Origin of the sequence: Mesorhizobium sp. M0768 (assembly GCF_040320195.1) — a bacterium.
Classification (GTDB): Bacteria; Pseudomonadota; Alphaproteobacteria; order Rhizobiales; family Rhizobiaceae; genus Mesorhizobium.
The window spans coordinates 1-23,614 of the sequence record NZ_JAMYPD010000029.1 but is presented as its reverse complement, the minus strand read 5'-3'; the positions used below and the strand labels follow the sequence as shown (position 1 = coordinate 23,614).

Below are 23,614 nucleotides of genomic sequence, written 5' to 3'. Positions count from 1 at the left end.
GAGTGTTCCGTCGCCAGCTCGTCGCGGCGTCCGCGCGGCTGGGCATTTGCTTCAAGGTATTGGGCTTGCAGGCAGGCGACAAGCGCGAATTGCCGGCGCCATTATCGTTCGGCGGCGAGCCGACAGCGAAGACCTGGCGTGGCGTTGGTGGTGTTCCGACGCCGTCGGAAGCTTTCGCTACGGCGCGGGCAGGGAGACGACGATATTGTCCGGCCTCGATGCGACCGGCATGGAGACTTGGCAAGATACGCCTGTCTTGTTGTTGCCGTGATCGCAGCCTGCCCGCGCGGCTGCGACGTTGTCAATGGTTCATCTCGCTTTGACGCGCGCACTGCATCAATTAGGTGACGGCACACCGGTGACGCCCGCTCGCGCGGGCCGCGTCTGGCGTTTGAACTCGAGCCCGATATGGACGAGCAGCGCGGTGACCACGACCGCACCGCCGACGATGGTGCGCGCCGACGGCACCTCGGAATGGATGAGCCAGACCCAGATCGGGCCAAGGATCGGTTCGAACGTGCCGAGCAGCGCCGCGACGGCGGCCGGAACAAGCCGGGCTCCGGTGGCGAAGAAGGCGAGACCGAGTCCCAGATTGATCACGCCAAAGGCAAAGAGGAAGCCCATATCGTGGCTGGAGACGCCCAGCGCCGACGCCTGCGATGCCGCAAAGGCGGCCGCCAGCATCGTGCCGAGGCAGGTCGCCGGCGTCATGCGCACATGGGCAAAGCGGCGCGTGATGACGGTGGCGATCGAGAACATGACAGCGATGAGCAGCGCCAGCCCGTCGCCGATTGGCGACACCGCGCCATCGAGCGATTCCGACACCATGATGGCGACGCCGACAATAACGGCGGCGATCGCCACCCAGGTCGCCACCGCCACCCGTTCGCGAAACAGCGCCCAGGCAAACAGCGCCGCCAGAAGCGGCACGCCGGCCTGCATCAACAGGATGTTGGCGACGGTGGTATAGGCAAGCGCCACGACGAAAGAGGTCGACGCCGTGGCGAAGCAGAACGCCACCGCAAGGCCGGCCAGGCCCATGCCGCGAAACAGCTTCAGCGTGCCACGCCAGCCATCGCGCCAGACCATGAAGCAGAGCAGGAAGGCGGCGGCCCAGACCGAGCGCCAGAACACCACCGTCCAGCTGTCGGCGTTGTCGATGAAGCGCGCAATGCTGCCGCCGAAGCTCCACATCAACGCCGACAGGAATACCAGCAGGAAGCCGACGCGTTCGCCTTGCGGCGACACGATCGGCGAAGCGGCAACCGGAGATGATGCGGTATCGGTCATGGGTATGACTGTCGGCGAATTCGGAGCAGCACGATGTGCAATGGACGACAGAGACGTGCCTCATTCGCGTAACGCAAAGCAGAAGGCCGGGCGTGATCCAGTTCGATGTTCCGTTTGGCGCACTGACGAGGGCGCATCGCCCTCGCCCGGCGATGATCCGAGGCGACCGGTCGACGATGGCTTTACGACGTGCCCCTATTGCCGCGGATAAAGCGCCAGAGACCGGCCAGCGGAACCAGCAGGAGCAGGCCAAACTTTTTCAGCGCGATCAGCGCCACGACCAGAAAACCTGCTTTCGCCGCCAGCTTGCCGGCAATCAGGCCACCGACGCCAATCGCCGCAACCGTATCGACGCCCGGCACGAAATCAGCGTATGTCTTGCCGGTATTGAAGTCCGCGAGGCCAAGCACTTCATCCAGGCTTTGCCTTATCTCCGGCAATTGTTCCACCGTCGCGATATAGCTCATCACGAAGACGCCCTCCCTGCCAAGGAAACGGACGTCGTAGTTGAGCGTATGGGCGGCATCGTTGCCAAATTGCAGCTCCTTGGCCCAGTGCAGGCGCTTGTGGGCCGCGTCATAAACCGGCGGCGACGCCCAGCCGATCAGCGTAATGGGCGCATAGCCATCCTTTACCCTCTGATCGTTGCCGGACAGAGTGTCTGACTGCATGTTGCGCAGCAGTTCATTGTAATCGATGGACGCGGCGTCGCTGTCGTCGACGTAACCGATCTTTTCCCAGCGCAGCTCTATCCCCCAATTGTTGTCGGCAATGGGATCATGGGAGACTGGAAAGATCATGCCGAGGGCATCGGAACCAGAGTCGGGCGGATTGCCCCAGGCTTCGGTGAGGACGGAGAGCGTGTCCTTCTTGTCCAGAAAATAGAACTTGTCCTTGAGGTCGAGATGGACGCCTTCGGCAAGATTTATCGCGCCGGTCTTCGGATCGATCTTGTCCAGGAACGCCTTGCCGGCATCATTATACTGTTGATAGGATTTGAAGAAATCCGAGGACTTTTCAGCCAATGCGGGATCGGCCGAAAACGCGAGCGCCAAGCCAAAAAACTGTCCTGCCCATCATTGATCCCCCGACCGTTGCGCAGTTCTTTTTTTGATACCGTACCGTCAATGCTGAATCAATATTCGGCTGAATCAATATTTTGGCCGAACCAATATTTTGGCCGGCAACCGCGAACCAGCTTACTGGTTGCCGCCGCAGGAACAGATGAGGTCCTTTGGTCGAAGATTCAGCCGCAATATTGCTGGAGCCGAATCACTGGAAATCGAACGCCGACAGTCCCGTGACCATCTCGTCGAGGCCGAGCGGACGTGTAACGGGTGGCTCGGCGCGGGCGAGGCAGCCGATGCGTTCGCACAGCCGGCAGGCAGGGCCGACCGGCGTAGCCAGCGCAGCGGCGCTCTGTCCGGTCTTGCCGATGGCGGCCGGCCCCGGCAATGCCGCTCCATAGACGACCTCGTCGCGAAAACCGATGTCGCAGCCGAGCAACAGCGCCGTGCGCCGCGGGCGCTCGGCAAACGAGCCCTGCGGCCCCTCGAGCGTGCGGGCAATGCAGAGAAACGCTGCGCCATCTGGCATTTCCACTGCCTCGACCAGGATCTGGCCGGGCTGAGCGAAGGCGGCATGGACCGGCAGCTTCGGACAGCCGCCGCCGAAGCGGCTTTGCGGAAAGCCGTGGCTGCCCGCCTTGCGGAAGCGATTGCCGGCATTGTCGACCTCGAGCATGAAGAACGGCACAGCCAGCGCACCCGGCCGCTGCAGGGTGGTCAGCCGGTTGGCCGCCTGCTCGAACGAAACGCCGAAGCGCGACCGCAACATGTCGATGTCATAGCGGGCGCGGACCGCCGCCGCGTGAAAAGGCTGATAGGGCATCATCAGCGCGTGCGCGGCATAGCGGCCGAGCTCGAAACGCGCCAGCCGGCGGGCTTCGTCGGTGGTCAGCTTCAGCACCTGGATCTCGGCGGCGACAGCGACGCTCATGCGGATCAGGCAGGCCTCCATCGCCACCTCGCGCAGTTGATCGAATGGCGACAGCCGCTCGGACAGGAACAGGCGCTGCGAGTGACGGTCATAGCGACGCCGCCAGTTGGGCATGGTGGCGACCGGCAATACCTTGACGACGATGCCGAATTCACGCCGCAGCCAGGCCTTCAACGCACTGAACAGACCGTCGCCGCGATCGAGCACCGACGTGAATGCCTCGGCTTCCTCTTCGAGCGCGGCAAAATGGTTCGGCCGGCGTTCGAAAATCTCATGCACCTCGTCGATCGGCAGCCTGGCACCGGAGAGGGCGGTGGCCTTGCCGTCACGCGCGAGCAGTTCGTTGAGATCGGATAGCCGCTCGGCCTGCTCGCGATAGGCGCGAAACAGCTTTATGACGGCAGCGGAGGCGTTTGGCGCCGCCTCGGCAAGCTCGATGAGTTCCTGGTCGCCCGGCAGTTCGCCGGCCAGCAGCGGATCTGAAAACACTTCCTTCAAGTCGGCAACCGACCCCCTCGCCTCGCCTTGCAATTCGTGCGGGTTGACCTTGTAGACAGTTGCCAGTCTCAGGATCAGTTGCACCGTCAGCGGCCGCTGGTTGCGCTCGATGAGATTGAGATACGACGGCGAGATGCCGAGCCCTTCGGCCATCGCCGTCTGGGTCAGCCCCTTGGCGTTGCGGATGCGACGAATGCGCGGCCCGGCAAAGATTTTGTGGTCGGCCAATCGACTGCCCTTGACAGAAATTTACATCCGCTGATGGCATGGCGGCGTTTTACAATCATGACAAATTTACAGCTCTCATCCGTCAAACGCAACACAGGTTTTCTCTTATTTTCTGGCTAACCTGGAGGTTTACCTCGCTTGCGTCGTGCCGGCATGTAAATGATGTCACACATGGCGCACGCATTTTTCCTCTGCGACGCCTTCCGAAAACCGGCATCAAAACCGCCTGGAGTGACCAATGACCGACTTTTACAACCTTGTCCCGTCGGCGCCGCAAGGCCGCTTTGATGGCATCGAACGGCCCTATTCGCCGGAGGAGGTGAAGCGGCTGCGCGGCTCGGTGCAGATCCGGCAGAGCCTCGCCGAAATGGGGGCAAACCGGCTGTGGCAGCTCATCCATGAAGAAGATTTCGTCAACGCGCTGGGTGCCATGTCGGGCAACCAGGCGATGCAGCAGGTGCGGGCGGGGCTGAAAGCGATCTATCTGTCGGGATGGCAGGTCGCCGCCGATGCCAACACCGCTTCCGCCATGTACCCGGACCAGTCGCTCTATCCCGCCAATGCGGCGCCCGAGCTGGTCAAGCGCATCAACCGAACCTTACAGCGCGCCGACCAGATCGAGACTTCGGAAGGCAAGGGGCTGTCGGTCGACACCTGGTTCGCGCCGATCGTCGCCGATGCCGAAGCCGGCTTCGGCGGGCCGCTCAACGCCTTCGAGATCATGAAGGCATTCATCGAGGCGGGTGCGGCCGGTGTCCATTACGAGGACCAGCTGGCTTCGGAGAAGAAATGCGGCCATCTCGGCGGCAAGGTACTGATCCCGACCGCCGCACACATCCGCAACCTCAACGCCGCGCGGCTTGCCGCCGACGTCATGGGAACGCCGACGCTGGTCGTGGCGCGCACCGACGCTGAAGCGGCAAAGCTCTTGACCTCCGACATCGACGAACGCGACCGGCCCTTCGTCGATTATGGCGCCGGCCGCACGGCGGAGGGCTTCTACCATGTCAGCAACGGCATCGAGCCCTGCATCGCCCGCGCCATCGCCTATGCGCCCTATGCGGACCTGATCTGGTGCGAGACCTCCAAGCCCGATCTGGCGCAGGCCAGGACGTTTGCCGAGGGTGTGCGCAAGCATCATCCAGGCAAGCTGCTTGCCTATAATTGCTCGCCGTCTTTCAACTGGAAGAAGAATCTCGACGACGCGACGATTGCGAGGTTCCAGAAGGAACTCGGCGCCATGGGTTACAAGTTCCAGTTCATTACGCTGGCCGGTTTCCACCAGCTCAATTTCGGCATGTTCGAGCTCGCCCGCGGCTACAAGGAGCGGCAGATGGCCGCCTATTCGGAACTGCAGGAGGCGGAATTCGCCGCGGAAGCCAATGGCTACACCGCCACCAAGCACCAACGCGAGGTCGGCACCGGCTATTTCGACGCCGTCTCGATGGCGATCACCGGTGGCCAGTCTTCGACCACGGCCATGCATGGATCGACCGAGCACGCCCAATTCAGGCCGGCGGCGGAATAGCGGAATAGCAGACAGACCGAGGGAACGCTCAAACGGGCATGGCAATACAACAGACATGGCAACACAGGGAGAAGACCAATGGCATCGATAAGCCGCGTCAAGGAACGGGCCGAAGAGCAGGCCACCAGCATGAATGTCGACCAGCAGGCGACCATCCGAATGCTGGCGAACGATCTGCACAGGCTCAATCAGTCGGTGATGAAGGCGGTCGAGGCCGGCGTCTCGGTCGAACTGGTGCGCTCGGCACGGCACCATGGCGGCGACGGCAACTGGGGCGATCTGCTGATCCCGGTCATCGTCACGCAGCGGAGCCACGACTGATAAACTCTATCGCACCGCGCCTTTTTGAACGCATGCTATTGCACCTCGCACGCCGCGGCTCTGCCTAGTCCGGCAGAGCTGCTAGTGCAACGATTTCAATGACAAGATCAGGCTGCGCAAGCGCTGCAACGCCAATAACTTCCGACGGCGGCGGGTTGTTGTAGCTGCAGTGCTTCGGGCAGTGCACGGCAAAGAATTCGTCCAAGACGTCCAGGCGAAAATTGGGGGAGCTCAGCACGCCGCCATCGGGAAATGGCCCCTTAACAAAGAAGGTCAGCCGGATGAGATGCTCGAGCCCAGTGCCAAGCTCTTCCAGATCTAATTTGATGTTGGTGAGAATTGCGCGCCACTGCGCGGCCGCATCGCCGACGGCGCCGCCGCCGCTTTTGCCGATCGGATCGTAGTCCTCGGCGGTCGCGGTGTTTCCGGAAAGGTAGACAAATCCCTTTGCGCCGGTAACGACCGTACCCTTTCCCCATGGCATCAACCGGCCGTTTTTGAATTTCTTGTGAGTCACGAGTTCCATTGTCATCTCCCGCCGATCAAAGAGACGTGCCTAGCCAACGAGGAAGGGTAGTCCGGCGAGGCGATACGACAAGCTCGCGACAGACCTGCCTCGCCTTCATCCAACCTTTCGTCAACCCGGCTATGGCTGCGAGTTGGTGCGTACGCGCCGCAAAGCCAAACTTCGCTGAAGCCTGCCCGGTTGTGGTGGCAACTTCTCCTTCGGGCGGCGGCAAAGAAAAGCACTTAATTTTAATTTTAATGTTTCTTGCGATATTCTCCTGATATGCCATTTGAGCTTGACATGAGCAGTGATCTCACGCCAATTACCTCTCGAGTTTCAACCCTGCATTGAAACATTGAACAACGGCCTGCCCCGCCATGTGCCCAGCGAATCGCGATATCGAGACTGCAAAACAGCTGCCTTTCGTTAGCCGGAACATGGAGACGCGGATGCTCCCGGATTTTTCTCGGGTGCTGGTGGTCGGAAAATCACCGATCAACCGCGTCGTGGTTTCAAAGATCGTGGAGCGGTCCGGCCTCAAACCGATCTCGGAAACTCCCGAAACCGCGGCAAAGGCCTTGCACACGCTGATTCCCGGGACTGTCGTTCTCGACGGCGGTGCGGAGAACGGGGACTGCGACGCCTTGCTGTCGGGTATCGATGCACTGCGAAGGGCGTCAGGCAGATCGCTTCCGTCGGTGATCCTGCTTGCAGTCAAGACCGGCACTCCGGAGAGCCTGGGCTTGTCCAGCGTCGTCGATGCAGTGGTCGTCAAGCCGATCACCACCGAACGGCTGCAGCCGGTGATCGACCGGCTGATCGCAATTAGCCGCAATTGACGCCGACCGCTATGCCTCGACTGCAGACCTGATCAATCAATCTCGCCGATACGCTCGATCAAGCCCGGCAATTCACCGAGATTGGCTATCTGGCGAAAGCGTGGTGCCGAGACCGGCGGCTCGACATGTTCCAGCACCCAGGTCAGCTCATGCGGAACGTGGATGCCCCAACTGCCGGCTTCGATGGCCGGCACGACGTCCGATTTGAGCGAGTTGCCGACCATCATGCCCTTTTCCGGGCCGTCGCCGTGGCGGCTGAAGATGCGGCTATAGGTGGCCGCGCTCTTGTCGCTGACGATTTCGACCGCATGGAACAGCTCGCCCAGGCCGGATTGCGCCAGCTTGCGTTCCTGGTCGAACAGGTCGCCCTTGGTGATCAGCACCAGGCGGTAAGCGCCGCCCAGCTTTTCCACGGTCTCGCGCGCATGCGGAAGCGGCTCGATCGGATGGCTGAGCATCTCGCGGCCCGCGGCGAGAATTTCAGCAATGGTTGAGGCAGGCACCTGGCCTTCGGTGACCTCGATCGCCGTCTCGATCATCGACAGCGTAAATCCCTTGATGCCGAAGCCGTAGACCGCGAGGTTGCGCTTCTCGGCCTCCAGCAATCTTGCCGAAATCCGATCCTCCTCGGCGTGGTCGGCGAGCAGCGCGGAGAGGCGCTGCTCGGTCATGCGGAAGAACTGTTCGTTCTGCCACAGCGTGTCGTCGGCATCGAAGCCGATCGTTGTCAGTTTGCGGCTGTGTTGCATTCGACGTCTTCAATTGCGGCGTTGCGGGACGCCGACCCTAGACCAGGATGTTTTTATCCGGAAGTCGTTGTGTTTCCCCGGCTAGTCGAGGCGGACGCCAGCCGGCTCCCCTTCCCTTTCGTCGCCGGCAACGGCTATACTCCACAATCTGCAACAAATCTGGTGATTGATGCCGCCTGCAAAAAAGGAAGTCCGTCCGTCGAGCCGCGGAGGACGCGCCCGCACGCCTGCCTTCGTGAAAAACCAACGTGGCGTCAAGAACTGGAAGGAAGTCAGCGCCTGGCTGGAATGGCGCGGCATCGAAGATATCGAATGCATCACACCCGACCAGGCCGGGGTTGCGCGCGGCAAGATGATGCCATCGAAGAAGTTCACCTCCAACACCTCGCTGGCGCTGCCTTCGGCGGTGTTCATGACGACGATTTCCGGCGGCTATCCGGAGGACGGCAACGGCTTCCACTATCCGGAGGACGACGGCGACCTCAAGCTGATGCCTGACCTCTCGACGCTGACGGTGGTGCCGTGGGAGGAGGACCCTACCGCGGCGGTTATCTGCGACCTCGTCCACCAGGACGGCCGCTCGGTCGAGTTCACGCCGCGCAACGTGCTGAAGCGCGTGCTTGCCGCCTATGACAAGCGTGGACTGAGGCCGGTCGTGGCACCCGAGATCGAGTTCTACCTGGTGCGCAAGAACCCCGATCCGGACTATCCGCTGACCCCGCCGGTAGGTCGATCGGGGCGGCCGATCGGCGGCGGCGCCGGCTATTCGATCGCCGGGGTTAACGAATTCGACGAATTGATCGACGACATCTACCATTTCTCCGAAAGCCAGGGCCTGGAGATCGACACGCTGATCCACGAGGAGGGCGCCGGTCAGCTCGAAATCAATCTGCGTCACGGCGATCCGATCGAGCTCGCCGACCAGGTGTTCATGTTCAAGCGAACCATCCGCGAGGCGGCGCTCAAGCACGAGATCTACGCCACGTTTATGGCCAAGCCGATCCAAGGGCAGCCCGGTTCGGCCATGCATATCCATCAGTCGATCATCGACAAGAAGACCGGCAAGAACGTCTTTTCGGCGGAGGACGGCTCGGAGACCGAGGCCTTCTTCCATTTCATCGGCGGCATGCAGAAACATGTGCCGAACGCGCTGGTGATGTTTGCGCCCTACGTCAATTCCTACCGGCGGCTGACGCAGTCGGCCTCGGCGCCGGTCAACAACAAATGGGGCTACGACAACCGCACCACCGCCTTCCGCGTGCCCCGCTCCGACCCGGCTGCGCGGCGCGTCGAAAACCGCATTCCCTCCTCCGATGCCAACCCCTATCTGGCGCTGGCGGCATCGCTTGCCTGCGGACTGATCGGCATGACCAACAAGATCAAGGCCGAGCCGCCGGTTCTGACGACCGCCAACGAGGACCAGATCGACCTGCCGCGCAGCCTGCTCGAAGCCGTCGACCTGTTCGAGGCAGACGAAGAACTCGGCGCGCTGCTCGGCAAGTCATTTGCCGCCACCTATGCGGCGATCAAGCGAGCGGAATTCGAAACCTTCATGGAAGTGATCAGCCCGTGGGAGAGGGAGTATTTGCTGCTGAATGTGTAGTAGGGGAGTAGGGGAGTAGGGGAGTAGGGGAGTAGGGGAGTAGGGCAATATGGCAGTAGGGCAGTAGGGCAAGGATGACGGACAAGATCGCATCGTACAGGGATCTGATCGTTTGGCAGCAAGCCATGGACCTAACAGTTGCAGTCTACCAGGTGACAAGGACTTGGCCGAAAGACGAGATCTACGGGCTGACGGGTCAGGTGCGTCGGGCAGCAACGTCGGTGCCCGCCAACATCGCCGAGGGTTACGGCCGAGAAAGCCGAGCTTCCTACCAGCAGTTTCTCAGGATCGCCCAGGGATCACTCAAGGAACTGGAGACACACCTTTTAATCGCGCAAAGGGTTGGAATTACCTCTCGCGAGGCGGTCGAGTCATTGATGCCCCATAGCGAGAGCGTAGGAAAGCTCTTGCGGCTTCTGATCCGCAAGCTGTCGGCTGAATAGACACCTACTGCCCTACTGCCCTACTGCCCTACTGCCCTACTGCCCTACTGCCCTACTGCCCTACTGCCCTACTGCCCTAGCCGAGCATCATGACTTACCAATCCCCAATCTCCCCCGGCCGCTCCTGGTACGAAGACACGGCCGGGCCAAGGCCCGAATATCCGGCGCTCGACGGCGACCGGACATGCGATGTGGTGATTGTCGGCGGCGGCTTTACCGGCCTGTCGGCGGCGGCTCATCTCGCCACGACAGGCGCGGATGTCGTGCTTATCGAAACGCATCGTTTCGGTGACGGCGCATCGGGCCGCAATGGTGGCCAGCTCGGCACCGGACAACGGGCCTGGGCAGAGGAACTGGAAGCGGAATACGGCTTTTCCCGCGCCAAGGCGCTGTTCGACCTTGCCGAAGAGGCCAAGGCGCATCTGCTCGACTTTGCCGCGATGCACCAGATCGAGATCGACTATATGCCCGGCCAGATGTCGGTGGCGCACAAGAAGCGCTATGTCGACGACTACAAGGCGCATGCCGAGATCATGGCAAACCGGTTCGGTTATCCGCACATCTCATTCATGGATGCCGCGGAGACTGCCGAGCGGCTCGGCTCGACGCATTATTTCGGCGGCACCCGCGACACCGGCACCGGCCATGTCCATCCGCTGAAGCTGGTGATCGGCACCGCGAAAGTCGCGGCAGAGGCCGGCGCAAAGCTTTTCGAGCAGACGCCGTCGACCGGCATCACCTCCGGCGGCGCCAAGGTCAGGGTTGCGACGCCGAAGGGCACGATCACCGCCGCTAAATGCCTGATCGGGGTCAACGCCTATGGCGGCACGCTCGAACCGGTGAGTGCCGCGCATATTATGCCGATCGGCTCCTTCATCGGCGCGACGGTACCGCTGGGAGCCGATTCCAAAATACTGCCGGGTGGCGAGGCGGTCGACGATTCGCGCTTCGTCGTGCGCTATTTCCGCAAATCGAAGGATGGGCGGCTGCTGTTTGGCGGGCGCGAGATCTATGCGGTCAACGATCCCAAGGACATCCACATCCACATCCGCCGGCAGATTGCTGAGATCTATCCGGCACTGAAGGACGTCGAGATCACTCATGGCTGGGGCGGCTACGTCGGCATCACCGTGCCGAGAAAGCCGTTCGTGCGCGAAGTGATGCCCAATGTGACCTCGATCGGCGGTTATTCCGGCCACGGCGTCATGCTGTCGAACTTTTTCGGCAAGCTTTATGCCGAGACGGTCGCCGGCAACCGCGACCGGCTGAAGCTGATCGAGGACCTGAAAATTCCACCCTTCCCCGGCGGCCGGCGTTTGCGCGCGCCACTGCTCTTCCTTGCGCTCAACTGGTACGCGTTGCGGGACAGGATCTAACCAGACGTTGCAGAATCCTTAACCAGGGCGCAGAATTCCCGCCAAGGGCGCAGTGATGCCACAATCGCGGGCGAAAGATGATGCTCGTGGGCAGCTGAACGGGGAATTTTTGCGGGCCTGCCCGCTTTTGGTTTGGGACCGATGCCGATCGAAATGCCGGCTCTCCGGCATGGGTCGTAAGAACATTGGCCCGCAAATGGAGGTGGCAAGTGTGAGAGAGCCCTTCAGTTTCGGCGCGCCGGAACGACGGCGCCTTGCGATGCAATTCGGCTACGATATGCGGCCGACGTTCTGGCACGGGGTCCGGTCGAACGCGCATCTGGTGATAGCCGCGCTTGGCACGGTCGCACTGCTCGGCGTTGCCGCGGTGGCACTGTGGCTGGCATTGCCGGCAAATGAGCGACAAGCGGCCGCAAGTCCTGAGCAGATCGTTCCGACCATCCCGGTCAAGACGACGAAGATCATGCCTGCCAAGGTTGCTGCGGCGCCGCGGACGACGGGCAAGGCAGATGCGGTTTCCCCAGCGGTGGCCGCAGCGGAAGCCGAGATACCAGCGCTGGCTCCCAACGATCCGCGCTGGACAGGGCCAAAGACGGCATCGGCCGCCGCCACGGCAGCATCCGACCAGCTGGCAAGCCAGACCGAGCAGGCGACCGATAAATCGTCTGCTTCGGTGGCATTCGCCGACCCGGCAGCAAAACCCGACGCTGCGGCATTGTTTGCCAAAGTCGCGGCTCCCGGCAGCTCAACGAAAAACAGCGGGCCCGATGGCGCGCAGACCGCCGCCATCCCCACGCCCAAGCCGCAACTGCCGACGCAGACTTCGAGCGAAGACGACAACAGCACCAAGGCAAATTCCGGAAGAGCCAATACTGCCGGTACCGGACGCATCCTGAGATCCGTCACCATGCGCACCGCCCCAAAAAAGAATGCAGCCGCCATTCTCACCGTGCCGGCCAAGACCTCGGTGCAGGTGATGAGCTGCAAGCAATGGTGCCAGATCGTCTACAACGGCAAGCGCGGCTGGATTTACAAGAGCTACGTCAAAACCGGGGCGTAGGGCCGGCAGAGTGATTGCGGGTCGCTAGCCATCAGCCAGTCCTTCGCCGGAGGCCCCGGCCGTTCAAATACAACGTCCGCCGTCGACTTCCAGCGCCACGCCAGTGATGAAAGCCGCTTCGTCCGAAGCAAGCCAAAGCGCGGCATTGGCTATGTCGAGCGGCGTCGAAAGCCGGCCGAGCGGGATCGACGCGCGGAACTTCTCGCGGATCTCGAGTGTGTCGGCGCCCATGAATTTCGCGAGCATGCCGGTCTCGCCGGCAACTGGGCAGAGGCAGTTGACGCGGATGTTCTTCGGCGCGAGTTCCACCGCCATCGATTTGGTCGCGGTGATCGCCCAGCCCTTCGATGCATTGTACCAGGTGAGGCCAGGCCGCGGCCTGATACCGGCCGTGGAGGCCGTCGTCAGGATGACGCCACCGCCTTGCCGTTCCATGACCGGCACCACTGCAAGCGCTGCGTGGTAGATCGCCTTCATGTTGACTGATGTGATCAGGTCGAAGGTCGCTTCGTCGACTTCCAGCATGTCACCGTTGCGATGGGTGTAACCGGCGTTGTTGACCATGATGTCGATGCGGCCGAAGGCGCTCATTGCGGCATTGACCATGTCGTCGAATTCGGACCGCAGCGAGACGTCGGTCTGGGTCCAGATCGCCTTTTCGCCGATCTCGCCGGCAACGCGCTCTGCGCCCTTGGCGTTCAGATCGGCGACGACTACCCGCGCGCCCTCCTCGGCAAAGCGCCTGGCCATGCCCTCGCCAAAGCCCGAGGCAGCGCCAGTGATGATGGCGACCTTATTTTTGAGGCGCATGCTTTTCTCACTCATCGTTGAAAGCGATCGATGACGCGTTTGGCCAGGCCATCGAAAGATGTGCGTCCATCGACGATTTCTCCTTTGGCTTTCGCTGCCATCCGGCTCTATGCTGCAACTGCGAAGGCTCCGGAAGCATCGCTTGCCGACAAGCCTCCGGCCAGCGCCGGTGTCAAGAGCACACGCGGATGTGACGCAATGGCACTGGCAAGTTTAAATCGATTAGATTATATCAGCCGCGTTATCGCGACCGGCGTCACAGCGGACAGACCATGACCAGCCAGATCATTCCCGTCGACCCTTTCGACTTCATCATTTTCGGCGGCACCGGCGACCTCTCGGAACGTAAGCTTCTGCCGTCGCTGTACCACCGGCAGCGCGACCACCAGTTTTCCGCGCCGACGCGCATCATCGGCACATCGCGTTCGAAGATGACCGACGAGGAATTCCAGTCGTTCGCCAGGCAGGCGATTGCCGATCATGTGAAACCGGAGGATATCGACGCCACGGAACTGAAGACGTTCCTCGCGCGGCTCTCCTATATCCCGGCAGATGCAACCACAGGTGCCGGCTTCGACAGGCTGAAGAAGGCGATCGGCGACAGCGAACACATCCGCGCTTTCTATCTGGCTGTGGCGCCGGCGCTGTTCGGCGACATCTCGCACAAGCTGAAGGAGCACGGGCTGATCACGCCGAATTCGCGCATCGTGCTGGAAAAGCCGATCGGCCGCGATCTCGCTTCGGCGCGCGCGCTCAACGACCTGGTCGGCGACGACTTCCATGAAAGCCAGATTTTCCGCATCGACCACTATCTCGGCAAGGAGACGGTCCAGAATTTGATGGCGCTGCGCTTTGCCAACGCGCTCTACGAGCCGCTTTGGAATTCCGCCAATGTCGATCATGTGCAGATCACCGTGGCCGAGACTGTCGGCCTGGAAGACCGCGTCACCTATTACGACAAGGCCGGCGCATTGCGCGACATGGTGCAGAACCACATGCTGCAGCTGCTCTGCCTGGTCGCGATGGAGGCGCCGTCGTCGATGGACGCCGATGCCGTCCGTGACGAAAAGCTGAAGGTGCTGCGGGCGCTGAAGCGCATCAACGGCAACGAAGCGCCGAAGCACACGGTGCGCGGGCAGTATCGTGCCGGCGCCTCGGCCGGCGGGCCGGTGAAAGGCTATGTCGAGGAACTCGGCAAGAACAGCAACACCGAGACTTTCGTTGCGCTCAAGGCCGAGATCGGCAACTGGCGCTGGGCGGGCGTGCCGTTCTACCTCCGAACCGGCAAGCGGCTGGCGACGCGCGTTTCGGAGATCGTCATCGAATTCAAGCCGATCCCGCATTCGATCTTCGGCGAGAGCGCCGGGCCGATTTCCGCCAACCAGCTAGTCATCAGGCTGCAGCCCGACGAGGGCGTCAAGCAGTTCATCATGATCAAGGATCCGGGGCCGGGCGGCATGCGGCTGCGCCAGATTCCGCTCGACATGAGTTTTGCGCAATCCTTCGACGGCCGCGCCCCCGATGCCTATGAGCGGCTGATCATGGACGTCATCCGTGGCAACCAGACGCTGTTCATGCGCCGCGACGAGGTCGAGGCGGCGTGGAAATGGATCGACCCGATCCAGGACGCCTGGGAAAGCGGCAGGCAAGAGGCGCAAGGCTACACCGCCGGCACATGGGGCCCCTCGGCCTCGATTGCGCTGATCGAACGCGACGGGCGGACATGGCACGAGAGCAATTAGGCGGCGCCTACAACTGGCACGAATTTGCCGGACGCCAGGAGTTGGCCACAGCGCTTGCCGGCCACGTCGCCGGCCGTCTGTCAAAGGCGATCGCCGAGCGCGGCACGGCGCTGCTTGCGGTCTCGGGCGGCACGACGCCGGCGAAATTCTTCGCGGCGCTTTCGACCGTTCCGATCGCCTGGGAAAAGGTGACGATAACATTGGTCGACGAGCGCTTCGTGCCGCCCTCATCGCCGCGCTCCAATGCCGGCCTGGTTGCCGCCAACCTGCTGCAGAACGCGGCCGCCGCCGCGAATTTCGTGCCGCTCTACCACGCCGCGGCAAGTATCGAGGGTGCAGCGGTCTCCGACAGCGAGGCGCTGCAAGTGCTGCCCTGGCCACTCGACGTCGTTGTGCTCGGCATGGGAACTGATGGCCACACCGCCTCGTTCTTTCCGGATGCCGAGAACCTGGCAAGATTGCTCGATCCGTCGTCGCAAAGGGTCGTGCTTCCGGTTCATGCGGCAAGCGCCGGCGAGCCACGGCTGACGCTGTCACTGGCGCGGATCATCAAAGCCGCCTTCATCGCGCTGCATATCGAGGGCGCGGAAAAACGCAGCGCATTCGAGGCCGCGCTTGGAACTGGAACACGAAAGCCCATTCGCGCCGTGCTCGATGCCACTCAAAAGCCCGTAGAGGTTTTCTGGGCACCCTGATCTCAACTTGGCTGCAGGTCCCGGCAACAGCCGGAAGGTGTTTGCGGGACCTCGCCTGAAAGGACCGACCGCCATGACCGCAAGACGCGATATCGAAGCCATCACCCAGCGCATCCGTGAGCGCTCCAAGCCCGGTCGCGAGGCCTATCTCGGCCGCATCGCCGAAGCCTCGAACCGCACCGCCAACCGGGCCGTGCTGTCCTGCGGCAACCTGGCCCATGGCTTTGCCGTCTGCAGCCCTTCCGAAAAGGTGGCGCTTGGCGGCGACCGGGTGCCGAATCTCGGCATTATCACCTCCTATAACGACATGCTGTCGGCGCATCAGCCTTTCGAGACGTTTCCGAGGCTGATCAAGGATGCGGCGCGCGAGGCCGGCGGCATCGCCCAGGTGGCCGGCGGCGTGCCGGCGATGTGCGACGGCGTCACCCAGGGCCAGCCCGGAATGGAGCTGTCGCTGTTCTCGCGCGACGTGATCGCCATGGCCGCGGCAATCGGCCTGTCGCACAACATGTTCGATGCCGCCGTCTATCTCGGCGTCTGCGACAAGATCGTGCCTGGACTGGTGATCGCGGCGCTGACCTTCGGCCATCTGCCGGCGGTCTTCATCCCGGCCGGGCCGATGACGACCGGCATTCCGAACGACGAAAAAGCCAAGATCCGCCAGCTCTATGCCGAGGGCAAGGCGGGACGGGCCGAACTGCTCGAAGCGGAATCAAAATCCTATCACGGGCCGGGAACCTGCACTTTCTACGGTACCGCCAATTCCAACCAGATGCTGATGGAGATCATGGGCCTGCACACGCCTGGCGCTTCCTTCGTCAATCCCGGCACGCCGTTGCGCGACGCACTGACCAGGGAGGCGACGAAGCGGGCGCTGGCGATCACCGCGCTCGGCAACGCCTACACGCCGGTCGGGCGGATGATCGACGAGCGCTCGATCGTCAACGGTATCGTCGGCCTGCACGCCACCGGCGGTTCGACCAACCACACCATCCACCTGATCGCCATGGCAGCGGCGGCCGGCATCGCCATTACCTGGCAGGATATTTCCGACATCTCGGAAGCCGTGCCTCTGCTGGCGCGAGTCTATCCGAACGGCCTTGCCGATGTGAACCACTTCCATGCCGCCGGCGGGCTCGGCTTCCTGATCCGCGAACTGCTCGACGCGGGCATCCTGCATGAGGATGTGCAGACGGTGTGGGGCGAAGGGCTGCGCCCCTACGCGGTCGAGGCCAGGCTCGGCGCCGACGGCGGCGTCGTGCGCGAGGCTTCGCCGCGCGAGAGCGGGGACGAGAAGGTGCTGGCGCCGTTCAAGAAGGCGTTCCAGCCGAGCGGCGGTCTGAAAGTGCTTTCGGGCAATCTCGGCCACGCCGTCATCAAGACATCGGCGGTCAAGCCGGAGCGGCGCATCATCGAGGCGCCGGCCAAGGTGTTCGACAGCCAGCAAGGCCTGAACGAGGCGTTCACGGCGGGGTCGCTGACCGGCGACTTCATCGCCGTCATTCGGTTCCAGGGTCCGAAGGCCAACGGCATGCCGGAATTGCACAGGCTGACCACCGTGCTCGGCATCCTGCAGGACCGCGGCCAGCATGTGGCGCTGGTCACCGACGGCCGCATGTCGGGCGCTTCAGGCAAGGTGCCGGCGGCGATCCACGTGACGCCGGAAGCGGCGGAGGACGGGCCTATCGCCAGGATCCATGACGGCGATATCATCAGGCTCGACGCCGAGGCCGGGACGCTGGAGGTACTGGTGCCAGCCGGCGATTTCGCACTGCGCCGGCCCGCGGACAGCGACCTCATAGGCAATGAATTCGGCTTCGGCCGCGAGCTTTTCGCCGGGTTCCGGCAGTTGGTGGGACGCGCCGACCATGGCGCCAGCGCCTTCGGTACGGCGTGATTTTTTCGGCAATAAGTAAGAGCGGCTAATGGCTGCTCTCCACTGGATTTATTGAACCGTCAGTTCGGCTCGCGCGCCGGCTCTGACCGTTACCGTGCCTTCCTTCGAGCTGTTGTCCGATTTCTCCGAAACCACCGCGTAGTCACCGGCCGACAGGGTGGCTTCATACTTCTGATCATAGGCGTAGCCGACCGACTTGCGGGTTCCGTCGATGGCCTTCCTGGCCTCGAATATCTCGATCTTCGAGGCTCCTGGCGCGGTTATCGTCAGCATGCCGGCGTTCATCGCGATCTTCAGATCCTGATGGTCGCCAACCTTGACGCTGAACGGCTGCTCGGCCACCGCAAGGTCGACCGTCGCGACCATTACATAATCGTCGGGCGGCAGATCGAACTTGCTGTCCGGACCGTAGGCATAAGTCACCTCCTGCCTGGTTCCGTCGACGTTCTTTTTCGCCTGGAGCACTTTGAAGCCGATGCCCGAACCCTCGGCCTTGTCGCCGCCGGCAGCATAATAGGCGTTGGCGACGACACGCCCGACGCCGACGATGATGTCCTTGTCGATGACCCTGCCGGCGGCAAGCGGGATCGTCTCGATAACCATGCCCTGGCCGATCGTGACCGTCACCTTCTGGTCACCGGCCGGCAGCACGACTTTCGTGTCACCGTAATAGGTCGGCGGGGTGTCGACGCCGGGATAGCCGATTACGACAGCCGCGCCGTCATCAACGTCCGCTCCTTCGCTCGGCCTGGGGTGGATGACCAGCGTGCCGGCATTCAAGTTGAAGTGCGGTTTGGCGACCTGGCCAGGCTCTATTGTGATCTTCTGTTCGGCCCTGGCCTCGCCGGCACGCGCGACGACGATATAGTCGCCCGGCTCCAGATTGCCTTTGTAGGTGCCATATTCGGTGGTGACGGGATCGCCGCGCGTGCCGTCGGAATTCGCCTTGTAGATCTCCCAGGCATTGCCGTCGGTGACGGGATCGCCACCCTCGGCAAGCACGACGGTGGGCACGAAATTGGACTCCGCCGGCTGAGCGGGCGCCGGCTGGGGAGCAGGCTGCGGGGCGGGAGTCGGTTCAGGGGCGGGTGGCGGAGGCGCGACGGTCTCGACGAGGGCGTCCTGCAATGCCTTTTCATCCGACGCTTCGATATATTTGCCGCCGGTATTGTCGGCGAGGCAACCGATCTGCTTGCCTTCGGCCGCCGTCAGGCCGAAGCCGACGACATTGACGGTGAAGTCGACGCCAGCAGCCTCCAGTTCCTTGCCGAGCGCACAGGGATCGCCGTTGCATGTCTCGATGCCATCGGTGATGAGCACGACCGTCGCCTTGTCCTCGGTGTATTTCAATGCTTCCGCCGCTTGCTTGACCGCGGCGGTCAACGGCGTCTTGCCCTGAAATTTCAAGCTGTCGGCCGCGGCTGAGATCGCACTTGCCGAGCCTGCCTGCGGTGGCACGATGAGTTCGATGTCGTCGCAACTGGCCTTCTCGCGATGGCCATAGGCCATGAAGCCTATTTCCTCCTCGGCCGGGACCGATTGCAGCACGTTCCGCAGCGATTGACGGGCGATTTCGAGCTTGGGCTTGCCGTCGATCTGCGCCCACATCGAGCCGGAGGCATCGAGAATGACGATGACGCGATCGGCGGCGAAGCCGAACCCTGTCGTCCACAGCAACAGGGCCGCCGCAGCGACGCTCTGCACAAATCCCGTCATCAAAAATCCCCCCGTCAGTCGCCGCCGCTCGGCGCCGGAAAGCTATTTGACGCTGCGTCGCGACACAAGCCCGGGTGGAGTACGAAGCTGCGCCACCTCTGTGCAACCCTCAATAGGTCGTGCGGCGTTCCTCGGAAGGCGGCCGGCCGAATTGGAGCCGATAGCTCTGGGCAAAATAGGAATGCGAGGTGAAGCCGGTGGCGATCGCCACGTCGAGGATCGGCATGTTGGTCTGGCGCAGCAGTTCGCGCGCCCGCTCGAGTCTAAGCCGCATATAATAGCGCCCGGGCGTCACGCTGAGATGGCGCAGGAACAGGCGCTCGACCTGGCGCACCGACAGGCCCGCCGACTTGGCGAGCTGCACCGCCGACAGCGGCTCGTCGAGATGGTCGGCCATCAGCTCGACGATGCGGCGCAGCTTCTCCGACTTGCCGGTCAGGTCGCGTTCCGGGCCGACGCGCTGGCGGTCCCCGGCCGAGCGGATGCGCTCATGCTGGAACTGGTTGGCGACGCCATTGGCGAGGCTCGAGCCGAAATCACCGCGCACGATCTCCAGCATCAGGTCGATCGATGTGGTGCCGCCGGCGCAGGTGTAGCGCTTTCGGTCGATCTCGAAGACGTTGCCGGTGCAGTTGATGTCCGGAAAGCGTTCGAGGAAGCCGGCGCGGTTTTCCCAATGAATGGTGCAGCGATAGCCATCGAGCTGGCCTGCTTCGGCAAGCAGGTAAGAGCCAACCGAAAGCGCGCCGAGCGCATTGCCGCGCCGGCCCCAGCTGCGCAGCGCCGCCAGCACCTTGCTCTTGCCGGGAAATTCCGTCGTCAGCCCGACCGAGACGAACAGGATATCGACCGCCGGCAGATCGGCAACGGCGTAGTCGATCTTGAGCGGCAGGCCGTTGGACGCCATGACGGCGTCGCCGTCGGCCGACACCGTAGTCCAGCCATAGAAATCGCGGCCGAGCAGCCGGTTCGCCGACCGGAACGTGTCGATTGCCGCGGCCAGCGAGAACATGGAGAACTTGTCGACCAACAGAAACCCGAACTGCCGCCCGCCCTGAACGGGATCATTGGTGACCGGCCGTTCTAAGGGAACAGTGAGGTTCGGCAAGGACGCTGCTTTCTGGTCAGAAGGAAGGCCGTTTCAATCCGGCTGCGAGATAGGCGGAAGCTAGCGTGTTGGCCATCAGCATGGCAATGGTCATCGGTCCGACGCCGCCAGGCACCGGCGTGATGGCGCCGGCCGCTTTCGCTGCTTCGGCAAAGGCGACGTCGCCGACGAGGCGCGTCTTGCCTTCGCCCTTTTCAGGTGCGACGACGCGGTTGATGCCGACATCGATGACGGTGGCGCCAGGCTTGACCCAGTCGCCGCGGACCATTTCAGACCGGCCGACGGCGGCGACCAGAATATCGGCGGTGCGGGCAAGCGCCGGCAGGTCCCTGGTCCGGCTGTGTGCGATGGTGACGGTGCAGTTGGCGGCAAGCAGAAGATTGGCCATCGGTTTGCCGACGATGTTCGAACGCCCGACGACGACCGCATTGAGACCGGACAGGTCCTTGCCGCGCACCCGTTCGATCAGCAGCATCGAGCCGGCCGGCGTGCAAGGCACGAAGGCGGTCTCGAGCTCGCCGGTGCCGAGCTTGCCGACATTGATGAAGTGGAAGCCGTCGACATCCTTCTCAGGCGCGATGGTCTGGATGATCTTGCCGGAATCGATATGGCCGGGAAGCGGAAGCTGCACGAGGATGCCGTTGATGGCCGGATCGGCGTTGAGCTGGCCGATGATCTTCAACAGGTCCGGCTCGGAGGTTTCGGCCGGCAGCGTGTGCTGAACCGAATGGAAGCCGCATTCCTTGGCGGTGCGGGATTTGGAGGCGACATAGACCTGGCTCGCCGGATCCTCGCCGACGATGACCACGGCGAGACCGGGCTGCCGTCCGCCCTTTTCCGCCAGTTCGGCGGTCAGGGCCTTGACCCGCCGCACCACGTCTTCGGCGACGCTTTTTCCGTCAATCAACTCAGCCATGAACCACCCTCGACGCCTATCGCGTAAGCCTGCCGCGTTAAAACATCCATGCGGCGCGCTCCAGATATCTTTTATGCAGGCCGTTGCCCAGAACCATGTGCTGCGGGCGGACATGCAGCGCGGCATTTTCACGAAAATCGAGCCGGGCAATCCCGTCAATGCGCCGTCCCATGCCGTTAACTCGAAACCGGCATGTTTTATTCGACGCTCAGAAATAGCGGCGATGCGTGCGGTTTTCGGTGAGCTCGCGAACCGCCTCGCGGAATTCGCGCAGGCTGGCGCGGATTTCCTCGATCTGGCTTTGCTGATCGGCGGCTTCCGAGGCCTGATTTGCCTTCCTCGACCGGGCCTGAGTATAGGTCGGATGCGGCGGCGCGGGTTGCTGCGGATAAGGTGCCTGTCCGGCATAGAGCGGCTGTGGAGGGAAGGCGGGCGGCATGGCTGCACCGGAATTTGTGGCGGCAGAAGTCTCGCCGGACGCCACCTCCTCCGGCGCGCTGCCGGGCATGAGCCTGCGCAGCGCCGACAACACGGCACCGATCGGCCCTGGGCGCGCGACCTCGACCGGCGAAGCGGGAGGCGGCGCTGCCCGGTATGCTGCGTGATCGGCGGAACCGGCATCGGGGCCGCCAAGGGGGCCAGCGGGGTCGAAAAACCCATCGGCCGCTGCAGCCTCTTCCATCAGTATGGTGCCGGCCTTTGGCTCATCAGGATCGGGCTGGCTTATGCCGGCGGCTGCCAACAGGATCGGACTGGCACACGCTTCGCGGCGCGAGCGGGCAAGACGATGGCGTGTGGCGGCATCCTCGCGCCATGACGGGCCTGCGCGGTCCTCTAGCGAAACCAGCGATGCTTCGTCCTCGCCGCGCACCGCCTCGACGAGCGACAGCAAGGACTGCTGGTTCCTCCAGTGTTCACGATTTTTCCTATAAGCCATGGTTTCTGGAGCCTTCCCCTCGGGCTGGGGCGTAGCGACCGCCACTGCTTAAGCGATGCTAAACAGGCATAGGAAATAAAAGGTTAATTTGGTCGCCGCGCGACTGCGCGACTACATGCGCATCCCAACCGCAAGGTCGGGGTTTCCGCCCGATCACGGTCCCAACAGGGCTTCCCCGCCCTGCCGCGAACGTCTATGGGGAAGCCATCTCTATGGGAGGCTTTCGATGACGATCAGGCTTGTTCTCGCCGGTTGCGGCAATATGGGCTACGCCATGCTCTCGGGCTGGCTGAAAGCCGGCAAGCTCGCTCCGACTGCGGTGTTCGTGGTCGAGCCCAATGCCGACTTGCGCAAGCGTGCCGAAGCACTGGGCTGCGGTGTTGGCGCCGATGCCGGCGCCATCCCGGCTGACGCCGTGCCGGCTCTCGTCGTCATTGCGGTGAAGCCGCAGGTGATCCGCGACGTGACGGCTGGTTACATCCGCTTCAACGATGGCCGGACCACCTTCCTCAGCATCGCGGCCGGGACACCGGTCGCCACGTTTGAAGGTATTCTCGGCGACCGCGCGCCGATCGTGCGCTGCATGCCCAACACGCCGGCGGCGATCGGCAAGGGCATGATGGTGGTGTTTTCCAACAGGCTGGTTTCCGACGAAACCAAACGCTTCGTCGCCGACCTGCTTTCGGCAAGCGGGCAAGTGGCCGATATCGACGACGAGGCCCTGATGGATGCGGTGACGGCAGTCTCCGGGTCGGGGCCGGCCTATATCTTCCATTTCATCGAAGGGCTGACCGTGGCCGCCGAGAAAGCCGGCCTGCCGACCGGGACTGCCAAGCTCTTGGCCATGCAGACGGTCTACGGCGCCGCATCGCTGGCCGCCGAAAGCGGCGAGGAGCCGGGCGTGCTCAGGCAGCAGGTGACCAGCCCCAACGGCACCACGGCTGCGGCCCTTGCAGTACTGATGGGCGAGGACCGGCTGACGCGCCTGCTCACCGAGGCGGTGGAAGCGGCGCGGCTGCGGTCGATAGAGCTGGGGAAGTAGGGCTTCTGGGGGAGCCGGTCGGCGGTGATGGTCGACCGTTCCTGTCGGCAATAGCTACCGGTAGAAAAGCCGTTACGCGGCGTTCCTTCGCCCCCTTCCACTGTCCTGCCGACATCAAAATCGCGATAGCCTAGAATGTCGACAGATATCAGCGATGTCCCCACAAGTCGTCGACCTCGTCCTTGTTCACGGGCGGCCCGTCTTTGCCGGCTTTAGATCCCATGAGGAGTGAACGGCGGCCGGCGCTCTGTCAGGGTGAGGCTGCATCGAACCACTCACTCAACAGGAGATCGCCGTGGAGAATGTGTCT

The 23,614-nt window shown here is 62.9% G+C and carries 22 protein-coding genes; 11 read left to right on the top strand and 11 right to left on the bottom strand.

All coding sequences use genetic code 11. The features are described 5' to 3' along the window. Nucleotides 1–336: 336 nt before the first annotated feature. The 3 genes from NKI08_RS27160 to NKI08_RS27150 all read right to left on the bottom strand — a co-directional run bounded on the left by NKI08_RS27160 (nt 337) and on the right by NKI08_RS27150 (nt 4,014). Nucleotides 337–1,290: a DMT family transporter gene (locus NKI08_RS27160; RefSeq protein WP_023677450.1), complete on the bottom strand. Its 954-nt coding sequence runs from the start codon at nt 1,288–1,290 to the stop codon at nt 337–339. Nucleotides 1,291–1,472: 182 nt separating this feature from the next. Further along, entirely contained in the window at nt 1,473–2,345 is an 873-nt protein-coding gene (locus tag NKI08_RS27155) for a DUF2167 domain-containing protein (RefSeq protein ID WP_352773945.1), read from the bottom strand. 217 nt (nt 2,346–2,562) lie between these two features. Next, complete coding sequence (locus tag NKI08_RS27150; protein ID WP_352773944.1) at nt 2,563–4,014, bottom strand: helix-turn-helix domain-containing protein; 1,452 nt, start codon at nt 4,012–4,014, stop codon at nt 2,563–2,565. Nucleotides 4,015–4,252: 238 nt separating this feature from the next. Here NKI08_RS27150 and aceA point away from each other — a divergent pair, with 238 nt between their 5' ends. Both aceA and NKI08_RS27140 read left to right on the top strand, forming a co-directional pair. After that, nucleotides 4,253–5,542 (top strand): isocitrate lyase, encoded by a 1,290-nt coding sequence (aceA, locus tag NKI08_RS27145; protein WP_352773942.1) that lies wholly within the window; start codon nt 4,253–4,255, stop codon nt 5,540–5,542. 78 nt (nt 5,543–5,620) lie between these two features. Next, nucleotides 5,621–5,863: an SMc00767 family acetate metabolism repressor gene (locus NKI08_RS27140; RefSeq protein WP_023719402.1), complete on the top strand. Its 243-nt coding sequence runs from the start codon at nt 5,621–5,623 to the stop codon at nt 5,861–5,863. 64 nt (nt 5,864–5,927) lie between these two features. Here the strand turns inward: NKI08_RS27140 and NKI08_RS27135 are convergent, their stop codons facing one another. Next, complete coding sequence (locus NKI08_RS27135; RefSeq protein WP_352773940.1) at nt 5,928–6,389, bottom strand: RidA family protein; 462 nt, start codon at nt 6,387–6,389, stop codon at nt 5,928–5,930. Nucleotides 6,390–6,820: 431 nt separating this feature from the next. Here NKI08_RS27135 and NKI08_RS27130 point away from each other — a divergent pair, with 431 nt between their 5' ends. Continuing rightward, nucleotides 6,821–7,210, top strand: coding sequence for an ANTAR domain-containing protein (locus tag NKI08_RS27130; RefSeq protein WP_352773938.1), 390 nt, complete (start codon nt 6,821–6,823; stop codon nt 7,208–7,210). 32 nt (nt 7,211–7,242) lie between these two features. Here NKI08_RS27130 and NKI08_RS27125 read toward each other — a convergent pair whose 3' ends face one another. Next, nucleotides 7,243–7,959, bottom strand: a complete 717-nt coding sequence (locus NKI08_RS27125; RefSeq protein WP_352773936.1) for an HAD family hydrolase — start codon at nt 7,957–7,959, stop codon at nt 7,243–7,245. A gap of 169 nt (nt 7,960–8,128) precedes the next feature. Between NKI08_RS27125 and NKI08_RS27120 the strand changes: the two genes are divergently transcribed. From NKI08_RS27120 to NKI08_RS27105, 4 genes are all read left to right on the top strand, one after another. After that, nucleotides 8,129–9,562, top strand: a complete 1,434-nt coding sequence (locus tag NKI08_RS27120) for a glutamine synthetase family protein (RefSeq protein ID WP_352457076.1) — start codon at nt 8,129–8,131, stop codon at nt 9,560–9,562. Nucleotides 9,563–9,636: 74 nt separating this feature from the next. Beyond that, a complete protein-coding gene (locus NKI08_RS27115; RefSeq protein WP_352773934.1) occupies nt 9,637–10,005 on the top strand; it encodes a four helix bundle protein in 369 nt (122 codons plus the stop codon). A gap of 89 nt (nt 10,006–10,094) precedes the next feature. Continuing rightward, the gene (locus NKI08_RS27110) at nt 10,095–11,381 is read left to right on the top strand and encodes an NAD(P)/FAD-dependent oxidoreductase (protein ID WP_352773932.1); all 1,287 of its coding nucleotides are present in this window, start codon (nt 10,095–10,097) and stop codon (nt 11,379–11,381) included. A 259-nt stretch (nt 11,382–11,640) separates the two neighbouring features. After that, nucleotides 11,641–12,441 (top strand): SH3 domain-containing protein, encoded by an 801-nt coding sequence (locus NKI08_RS27105; RefSeq protein ID WP_352503605.1) that lies wholly within the window; start codon nt 11,641–11,643, stop codon nt 12,439–12,441. Nucleotides 12,442–12,504: 63 nt separating this feature from the next. Here NKI08_RS27105 and NKI08_RS27100 read toward each other — a convergent pair whose 3' ends face one another. Further along, a complete protein-coding gene (locus NKI08_RS27100) occupies nt 12,505–13,251 on the bottom strand; it encodes an SDR family oxidoreductase (RefSeq protein ID WP_352503604.1) in 747 nt (248 codons plus the stop codon). 272 nt (nt 13,252–13,523) lie between these two features. Between NKI08_RS27100 and zwf the strand changes: the two genes are divergently transcribed. From zwf to edd, 3 genes are all read left to right on the top strand, one after another. Next, nucleotides 13,524–14,993 (top strand): glucose-6-phosphate dehydrogenase, encoded by a 1,470-nt coding sequence (gene zwf / locus NKI08_RS27095; protein WP_352773930.1) that lies wholly within the window; start codon nt 13,524–13,526, stop codon nt 14,991–14,993. Continuing rightward, nucleotides 14,975–15,688, top strand: coding sequence for a 6-phosphogluconolactonase (pgl, locus tag NKI08_RS27090; RefSeq protein ID WP_352541755.1), 714 nt, complete (start codon nt 14,975–14,977; stop codon nt 15,686–15,688). The genes zwf and pgl overlap by 19 nt, the downstream gene beginning before the upstream one ends. A gap of 73 nt (nt 15,689–15,761) precedes the next feature. Next, complete coding sequence (gene edd / locus NKI08_RS27085; RefSeq protein ID WP_352541754.1) at nt 15,762–17,585, top strand: phosphogluconate dehydratase; 1,824 nt, start codon at nt 15,762–15,764, stop codon at nt 17,583–17,585. 48 nt (nt 17,586–17,633) lie between these two features. On the opposite strand, the gene NKI08_RS27080 is transcribed toward edd, so the two are convergent. The 5 genes from NKI08_RS27080 to NKI08_RS27060 all read right to left on the bottom strand — a co-directional run bounded on the left by NKI08_RS27080 (nt 17,634) and on the right by NKI08_RS27060 (nt 22,262). Continuing rightward, nucleotides 17,634–19,301 carry a vWA domain-containing protein gene (locus tag NKI08_RS27080; RefSeq protein WP_352773927.1) on the bottom strand — a complete coding sequence of 556 codons (1,668 nt, stop codon included), beginning with the start codon at nt 19,299–19,301 and terminating at the stop codon, nt 17,634–17,636. A 109-nt stretch (nt 19,302–19,410) separates the two neighbouring features. Beyond that, nucleotides 19,411–20,409: a GlxA family transcriptional regulator gene (locus NKI08_RS27075; protein ID WP_352503600.1), complete on the bottom strand. Its 999-nt coding sequence runs from the start codon at nt 20,407–20,409 to the stop codon at nt 19,411–19,413. Between the two features lie 16 nt (nt 20,410–20,425). After that, a complete protein-coding gene (gene folD / locus NKI08_RS27070; protein ID WP_352472721.1) occupies nt 20,426–21,325 on the bottom strand; it encodes a bifunctional methylenetetrahydrofolate dehydrogenase/methenyltetrahydrofolate cyclohydrolase FolD in 900 nt (299 codons plus the stop codon). A gap of 37 nt (nt 21,326–21,362) precedes the next feature. Further along, nucleotides 21,363–21,497, bottom strand: coding sequence for a hypothetical protein (locus tag NKI08_RS27065; protein WP_352472722.1), 135 nt, complete (start codon nt 21,495–21,497; stop codon nt 21,363–21,365). 36 nt (nt 21,498–21,533) lie between these two features. Continuing rightward, nucleotides 21,534–22,262 (bottom strand): hypothetical protein, encoded by a 729-nt coding sequence (locus NKI08_RS27060; protein WP_352773924.1) that lies wholly within the window; start codon nt 22,260–22,262, stop codon nt 21,534–21,536. A gap of 226 nt (nt 22,263–22,488) precedes the next feature. Between NKI08_RS27060 and proC the strand changes: the two genes are divergently transcribed. Continuing rightward, a complete protein-coding gene (gene proC / locus NKI08_RS27055; RefSeq protein ID WP_352773922.1) occupies nt 22,489–23,304 on the top strand; it encodes a pyrroline-5-carboxylate reductase in 816 nt (271 codons plus the stop codon). Nucleotides 23,305–23,614: the final 310 nt, after the last annotated feature.

Excerpts from the sequence above, each read along its gene's own strand:
- NKI08_RS27160 (WP_023677450.1), bottom strand. The coding sequence starts at position 1,290 with ATGACCGATACCGCATCATCTCCGGTTGCCGCTTCGCCGATCGTGTCG.
- aceA (WP_352773942.1), top strand. The coding sequence starts at position 4,253 with ATGACCGACTTTTACAACCTTGTCCCGTCGGCGCCGCAAGGCCGCTTT.
- NKI08_RS27140 (WP_023719402.1), top strand. The coding sequence starts at position 5,621 with ATGGCATCGATAAGCCGCGTCAAGGAACGGGCCGAAGAGCAGGCCACC.
- NKI08_RS27135 (WP_352773940.1), bottom strand. The coding sequence starts at position 6,389 with ATGGAACTCGTGACTCACAAGAAATTCAAAAACGGCCGGTTGATGCCA.
- NKI08_RS27130 (WP_352773938.1), top strand. The coding sequence starts at position 6,821 with ATGCTCCCGGATTTTTCTCGGGTGCTGGTGGTCGGAAAATCACCGATC.
- NKI08_RS27125 (WP_352773936.1), bottom strand. The coding sequence starts at position 7,959 with ATGCAACACAGCCGCAAACTGACAACGATCGGCTTCGATGCCGACGAC.
- NKI08_RS27120 (WP_352457076.1), top strand. The coding sequence starts at position 8,129 with ATGCCGCCTGCAAAAAAGGAAGTCCGTCCGTCGAGCCGCGGAGGACGC.
- NKI08_RS27115 (WP_352773934.1), top strand. The coding sequence starts at position 9,637 with ATGACGGACAAGATCGCATCGTACAGGGATCTGATCGTTTGGCAGCAA.
- NKI08_RS27110 (WP_352773932.1), top strand. The coding sequence starts at position 10,095 with ATGACTTACCAATCCCCAATCTCCCCCGGCCGCTCCTGGTACGAAGAC.
- NKI08_RS27105 (WP_352503605.1), top strand. The coding sequence starts at position 11,641 with ATGCAATTCGGCTACGATATGCGGCCGACGTTCTGGCACGGGGTCCGG.
- NKI08_RS27100 (WP_352503604.1), bottom strand. The coding sequence starts at position 13,251 with ATGCGCCTCAAAAATAAGGTCGCCATCATCACTGGCGCTGCCTCGGGC.
- zwf (WP_352773930.1), top strand. The coding sequence starts at position 13,524 with ATGACCAGCCAGATCATTCCCGTCGACCCTTTCGACTTCATCATTTTC.
- pgl (WP_352541755.1), top strand. The coding sequence starts at position 14,975 with ATGGCACGAGAGCAATTAGGCGGCGCCTACAACTGGCACGAATTTGCC.
- edd (WP_352541754.1), top strand. The coding sequence starts at position 15,762 with ATGACCGCAAGACGCGATATCGAAGCCATCACCCAGCGCATCCGTGAG.
- NKI08_RS27080 (WP_352773927.1), bottom strand. The coding sequence starts at position 19,301 with ATGACGGGATTTGTGCAGAGCGTCGCTGCGGCGGCCCTGTTGCTGTGG.
- folD (WP_352472721.1), bottom strand. The coding sequence starts at position 21,325 with ATGGCTGAGTTGATTGACGGAAAAAGCGTCGCCGAAGACGTGGTGCGG.
- NKI08_RS27065 (WP_352472722.1), bottom strand. The coding sequence starts at position 21,497 with ATGGGACGGCGCATTGACGGGATTGCCCGGCTCGATTTTCGTGAAAAT.
- NKI08_RS27060 (WP_352773924.1), bottom strand. The coding sequence starts at position 22,262 with ATGGCTTATAGGAAAAATCGTGAACACTGGAGGAACCAGCAGTCCTTG.
- proC (WP_352773922.1), top strand. The coding sequence starts at position 22,489 with ATGACGATCAGGCTTGTTCTCGCCGGTTGCGGCAATATGGGCTACGCC.